The organism is Bradyrhizobium sp. (genome assembly GCF_027451485.1).
Taxonomy (GTDB): domain Bacteria; phylum Pseudomonadota; class Alphaproteobacteria; order Rhizobiales; family Xanthobacteraceae; genus Bradyrhizobium.
Window position 1 is genome coordinate 1 of sequence record NZ_DAIDJE010000063.1, and the last position, 5241, is coordinate 5241.

The 5241-nt window shown below is 60.0% G+C and carries 7 protein-coding genes; 3 read left to right on the forward strand and 4 right to left on the reverse strand.

What is annotated here, in order from left to right; translation table 11 throughout:
* The first annotated feature begins 190 nt into the window (after positions 1 to 190).
* From exbB to NEZ08_RS09535, 3 genes are read left to right on the forward strand one after another with little or no spacing between them, the layout of a single operon-like run.
* A complete protein-coding gene (exbB, locus tag NEZ08_RS09525) occupies positions 191 to 1066 on the forward strand; it encodes a tonB-system energizer ExbB (RefSeq protein ID WP_298106372.1) in 876 nt (291 codons plus the stop codon).
* Positions 1067 to 1069: 3 nt separating this feature from the next.
* Positions 1070 to 1537: a TonB system transport protein ExbD gene (exbD, locus tag NEZ08_RS09530; RefSeq protein ID WP_298106367.1), complete on the forward strand. Its 468-nt coding sequence runs from the start codon at positions 1070 to 1072 to the stop codon at positions 1535 to 1537.
* Positions 1538 to 1541: 4 nt separating this feature from the next.
* Positions 1542 to 2336, forward strand: coding sequence for a TonB family protein (locus NEZ08_RS09535; protein ID WP_298106368.1), 795 nt, complete (start codon positions 1542 to 1544; stop codon positions 2334 to 2336).
* Positions 2337 to 2386: 50 nt separating this feature from the next.
* Here the strand turns inward: NEZ08_RS09535 and NEZ08_RS09540 are convergent, their stop codons facing one another.
* The 4 genes from NEZ08_RS09540 to NEZ08_RS25760 all read right to left on the reverse strand — a co-directional run.
* The gene (locus NEZ08_RS09540; protein WP_298106369.1) at positions 2387 to 3613 is read right to left on the reverse strand and encodes an ABC transporter substrate-binding protein; all 1227 of its coding nucleotides are present in this window, start codon (positions 3611 to 3613) and stop codon (positions 2387 to 2389) included.
* A 238-nt stretch (positions 3614 to 3851) separates the two neighbouring features.
* A complete protein-coding gene (locus tag NEZ08_RS09545; protein WP_298106370.1) occupies positions 3852 to 4280 on the reverse strand; it encodes a hypothetical protein in 429 nt (142 codons plus the stop codon).
* A 25-nt stretch (positions 4281 to 4305) separates the two neighbouring features.
* The gene (locus tag NEZ08_RS09550) at positions 4306 to 4986 is read right to left on the reverse strand and encodes a site-2 protease family protein (protein ID WP_298106371.1); all 681 of its coding nucleotides are present in this window, start codon (positions 4984 to 4986) and stop codon (positions 4306 to 4308) included.
* A 96-nt stretch (positions 4987 to 5082) separates the two neighbouring features.
* A partial coding sequence (locus NEZ08_RS25760) for a GFA family protein (RefSeq protein WP_367278394.1) occupies positions 5083 to 5241 on the reverse strand: 159 nt, incomplete at its 5' end.

The following is a 5241-nucleotide window of genomic DNA, read 5'->3' on the forward strand; positions in this document are numbered from 1 at the left end:
GAATTCGGGATAATGTCCCGGAGCAATCGGGATAATTCCCGAACCCGAATGGAATTCGTCTAACTCACGCATGAACTACTCGACGGCATCACGGAAATGGATTTGAAGATTCAATACAGATTGAAATCCGGGAAACCGCGGTATGTTTGGAACGGTTCTTAAAGTCGGGCTTGTGCTGACATTCGTGTCGATGGGAGCGCTTGCGTTTGCGCAGCAGACGACGGCCGGATCGGATCCGAAAGTCTCACCCAGTACGATGACCCCAACCGCATCGGCCAATGCGGCGGTCGTCGCTCCGACGGCTCCCGCCGATAACAAGGCAGTCGCCGATACCACCGGGGCGCCGAGGACGATGCCGGTTGCGCTACGCGAGCTTTCGCCCTGGTCGATGTTTCTTGCAGCCGACATCATCGTCAAAGCAGTGATGATCGGACTCGCTTTTGCTTCGCTCGTGACCTGGACTATCTTCATCGCAAAAATGCTCGAGTTATCGCTCGTTCGCCGCAGATTGCGTGCAGCCCTCGCCAAGATTGCGGAGTCACGCTCGCTCGCAGAGGCGCAGTTTGCGCTGGGGGCCAATGGCAGCGTTCTGTCTCAACTGCTCTCGGCCGCAATGCGTGAGGCGCGATTGTCGGCGGGTATTTCAAGCGACGCGGGCGTGAAGGAGCGGGCGGCATCGAGCTTCGCCGAAATCGTGCGCGCGGAAGCGCGCCGGATTCGGCTCGGCATGGGTCTGCTCGCCACCATCGGCGCGATCTCGCCTTTCGTCGGCCTGTTCGGCACCGTGTGGGGCATCATGAACAGCTTCATCGGCATCTCGAAATCGCAGACGACCAATCTCGCCGTCGTTGCCCCCGGTATTGCGGAAGCGCTGCTCGCGACTGCCTTCGGCCTTGTTGCAGCCATTCCCGCGGTCATCATCTACAATCACTTTGCGCGCGTGACGAAGGGCTACCTCGAGCTGGTCAGCCGTTCCTCGGGCGCGGCGGGACGATTGTTGTCGCGCGACCTTGATCGCACCCACGTCAGCCCGGCGAGCCGCGTCAACTCGCGCGCAGCGGAGTAGGGCATGGCCATCTCGCTCGCCGACACCGACCTGGATGACGATGCCGATTTCGGCGAGACGCACGACATCAATGTCACGCCATTCATCGACGTCATCCTCGTCCTTCTGATCATCTTCATGGTGGCCGCGCCGCTGTCGACGGTCGATCTGCCGATCGATTTGCCGACTTCGACGGCAACCCCGCAGAAGAAGCCGGACAAGCCGACCTATGTCAGTATCAAGCCAGACCTGTCGCTTGCGATCGGGGAAACGCCGGTCAGGCGCGCCGAGCTGATTTCAATGCTTGACGCTGCCGCGGAAGCCAATCCCGAGCGTCTGGTGTTCGTGCGTGCTGACCGTGCCGTGGCTTATGGCGACTTGATGGATGTGCTGGAGCTGCTGCGGCGGGGAAACTACCGGATGAAACTGGTGGCGCTGGAGGGCGTTGCCAGCCCCGCGTCGCCCGCCCCTGGAACTGCTGCTAGACCGTAGTGCAATGAACGAAGTGATGCAGGAGCAATGGCCGCCCTGGCGGCTTTGGACGGTTGCGGCAGTCGCCGCCATCGCCCTGCATGTTGCCGGTGCCGCCCTGGCGCTCACGCATCTGCATTTCGACGACGGCTCCGACGGGCTTGGCTTCAATACAACCGCGATCGGCATCGACCTGGAAGCGCCATCGGCGGAAGAGACGGAATTGCCACCCGGTCCGGATTCCGATGCCGCCATGGCATCGCCCGCGCTTGCCGAGCAGAAGGCCGAGGTCAAGCCTTCTGATCTGCCGAAGGAGACGCCGAAAGAGAGCGAAGACCCCGATCGCGTCGTGACAGAGGACGAGCAGAAAAAGCCGACGGAAGACGAGCCGAAGAGGAAAGCCACGCAAACTGCGGCTTCGCAGGAATCTGTGGCCCAGGAAGCAAGTGCCCGGCAGCACATTGAAGGTGCTCGCGAAGCTAACGCCACGTCGGCGCCGAACATCGGGATCGGCAAGGACCAGCAAATGCTCACCGCCAAGTGGGGCAAGCGGATCAGCGCTTATTTCGAGCTGCACAAGCGCTATCCGAAGACCGACAAGGCCAGGGCCGCAAAGGTCAAGCTGAGCCTGGTCATCAACCGCATGGGCCACGTGTTGTCGGTTGCAGTCGCGGAATCTTCAGGCGATCCACTATACGACGAAGCGGCGCTCGACATGGTTCGTCGTTCCGATCCGGTGCCGCGTCCTTCGGACGAGTTGAAATTGACCGACGAGTCTCTCAGCTTCAGTCTGCCTGTCGATTTCAAAGGCAGAAAGTGAAAATGCCGGCGCTTGTTCGCCGGCATTTTTGTTGTAATCAAATTGGGAGATCAGCTCTTCTTCTTCACCAGTGGACAGACGCTCTTCTCGATCGGCAGGAAGGCTTCGTCCGCGGGAATAGTGGCGACAAGCTTGTAATAGTCCCACGGGTATTTCGATTCCGACGGCTTTTTCACCTCAAATAGGTAGGCGGGGTGAATCTTGCGGCCGTCAGCGCGGATATATCCCTTGCCGAACAGCGGATCGTCCGTCGGGATCTCTTTCATCTTGGCGACCACGGCGCGGCCGTCATGCGGATTGCCGCCGAGCGCCTCAAGCGCCTTGAAGTAATGGATCAGCGACGAGTAGACACCGGCCTGCACCATGGTCGGCGGATTCTTCTTGAAGCGTTCCATGAAGCGCTTGCTGAAGGCGCGCGTCTGGTCGTTCATGTCCCAGTAGAAGGTCTCGGTGAAATTGAGGCCGTGCGCGACGTTCAACCCGAGCGCATTGATGTCGGTGATGAACAGCAGCATGCCAGCAAGCTTCTGGCCGCCGGCGACGATGCCGAATTCTGCCGCCTGCTTGATGGCGTTTGTGGTGTCGCCGCCGGCGTTGGCGAGGCCGACGATTTTTGCCTTCGAGCTTTGCGCCTGCAGCAGGAACGATGAGAAATCCGCCGTGTTGAGCGGGTGCTTGGCGCTGCCCAGCACCTTGCCGCCATTTGCGACAATCACGGCGCTGGTGTCACGCTCGAGCGCGTGCCCGAAGGCGTAATCGGCGGTCAGGAAGAACCACGTGTCGCCGCCTGACTTCACCAGGGCCTTGCCAGTGCCGTTGGCGAGCATGTAGGTGTCATAGACCCAGTGCACCGTGTTGGGCGAACACTGCGAGCCGGTGAGATCGGAAGAAGCCGAACCCGAGTTCAGATTGACGACGTTCCTCTCTCGGGCAAGGTTCGCAATCGCAAGGCCGACACCCGAACTGGCGAGATCGACGAACACGTCGACCTTCTCGACGTCGATCCATTGCTTGCCGATGTTGGTGCCGACGTCCGGTTTGTTCTGGTGATCGCCGGAAATCAAATCGATCTTCCAGCCTTTGGACAGAAGCCCGGAGTCTTCGATCGCCATCTGGGCGGCAACCGTCGAACCCGGGCCGCCAATATCCTGATACAGGCCTGATTGATCGCCCAGTGCGCCGACCTTGACGACCTTATCCAGCTTTTCCTGCCCGAACGCGCCGCCAATCGACCCGAAGCCAATGGCAAGCACGAGCGCTGCGATTGATCGCTTCATTTCCGCCTCCCCCCGATTTGATTTCTGGGAGGCATTATGTCTCGCCTTCTGCCCGGCGGCTAGTGCGGCAAATTTGAAGTTCCTGTCACTGTTGCTGCAAGTTCATAAAAGCAGCTTCAAATTCAAAGCCGCACGGGATCAAATAGGCACCAGAGCTCTTTTGACTCCGAAGTCCGCATCCGAAATCCGGCGATCATCATGCGAACTTCGAAATCGGAGCTCTAGACCCGCGGCGGCATCACCGCCAGAAATAGCGGATCGCCGTATAGACTGCGGCCAAACAGATGAAGATCAGGGCGACAGGAAGTCTTGGCTTGGTCTGCTGTCCCCCGGCAGTCCGCGGCCGCGGCGCCGGCGGACGCTTGAAAGCGGTCACGTTGTCACCAGCCTGGCTGGTTTTCGCCGAACGCGGTTTGACTTCGGGCGCCTCACCTGCGCCGCCCATCTCCTCGTAGTAGCCTTGATAGATGAGGTGGATAATGGTCTCGGAGGCTTCCGCCTCACTCTTTTCCTTCAAGAGCGCCTTGTACCGGTCGAGGAAGCCCTGCGCTGCCGGCGGCAGCGCGGATGTTCCATTCAGCTTTGCCATCATGGTCCAGGTTGCAAAATCGGCTCTCGCCCTGGTATCGGCGCGTCGCGCGATCATCATGTCGGCTGCTTTGACCAAACTTACCTCGGCTCTGTTGCGGGCTTTAACCGTTTCCGGTGACGAAAAGGATTGCTCGGATCACATAACTGGTCGCGGCTCGCAATATCGCTGAAATAACATCAAGATTTAGACCGAACTGCGAACCGGCCAGGGGAAGCAGGATCAGGATTCCGATCAGGATCAGCATCCCTACCGGTTCCAGCCGCGCAAGCGGCAAGGCCAAAGCGCGCGGCAACAGCCCGACCGCAACCCGGCCGCCGTCCAGCGGTGGGATCGGCATCATATTGAAAATGGCGAGGACCACGTTGATCTGAAGCGCGTTCTTCAGATTGTCAAACGTCCACCGTGCGACGGGGGCCGGCAGGAGGCCGAGTATGTGGAAGGCTGCGGCGGCAAGCAACGCGAGCGCGATATTGGTGGCCGGGCCCGCCAACGCCACCCAGATCATGTCGGTTCGCGGATTCCGCAGGGCCCGAAAATTCACCGGCACTGGTTTCGCGTAGCCGAAAAGAAACGGCGCGTGCGACATCAGAAGGATCGCCGGCATAATCAAGGTCCCGAAGGGATCGATGTGCCGAATCGGATTGAAGCTGACGCGGCCCAGCTGCCAGGCGGTGTTATCGCCCAGGCGATGGGCGACGAAGCCATGCGCCGCCTCGTGAAAGGTGATGGCGAAGATAAGCGGCAAGACCCAGACGGAGAGGTCATAAAGGGTGACGGTCACAGGCTCGATTCCAAAAGGCGGACGTGATTCCCGGTGCACGCTATCATGTCGCAGGGGAATTGGTGCCCGCTGGGCGGGCTTATCGTAAGCGGAATGCTAAGTCGGGCCTTTTGGATATTGCGGCAAGTCGTCATCCAGCCGGACCCAGGCGATTTTTTCCGAGACCCAGATGTGCTCGGTTGGTGCAAAGGCGTTGCGATCGTCGAAATTCGCCAGCGCAACGCCCGCCGCGGTGCCGTTGCGGCGCCAGGAAAA